Source organism: Massilia agri (genome assembly GCF_024753255.1).
GTDB lineage: Bacteria > Pseudomonadota > Gammaproteobacteria > Burkholderiales > Burkholderiaceae_D > Telluria > Telluria agri.
Map to the genome: position 1 here is coordinate 1 of NZ_JANUHA010000066.1, position 232 is coordinate 232.

Sequence of the window (232 nt, forward strand, 5' to 3'; positions counted from 1 at the left end):
CAGTGAATGGTGGAGGATGACGGGATCGAACCGACGACCCCCTGCTTGCAAAGCAGGTGCTCTCCCAGCTGAGCTAATCCCCCGAGGTTTTGATAACCTGGTGGGTCTGGTTGGATTCGAACCAACGACCCCCGCGTTATCAACACGGTGCTCTAACCGACTGAGCTACAGACCCGAACTGTTCTCGCTTCTTTACTTCAACAGCCGATAAGTGTGAACGTTTGATGTTGAG

General features: G+C 53.4%; 2 tRNA genes. Both read right to left on the bottom strand.

The annotated features are described in order from the left end of the window. Window positions 1-7: 7 nt before the first annotated feature. Window positions 8-83 (bottom strand) — tRNA-Ala (locus NX780_RS25155). Between the two features lie 15 nt (window positions 84-98). Beyond that, a tRNA-Ile gene (locus NX780_RS25160) sits at window positions 99-175 on the bottom strand. Between the last annotated feature and the right edge of the window lie 57 nt (window positions 176-232).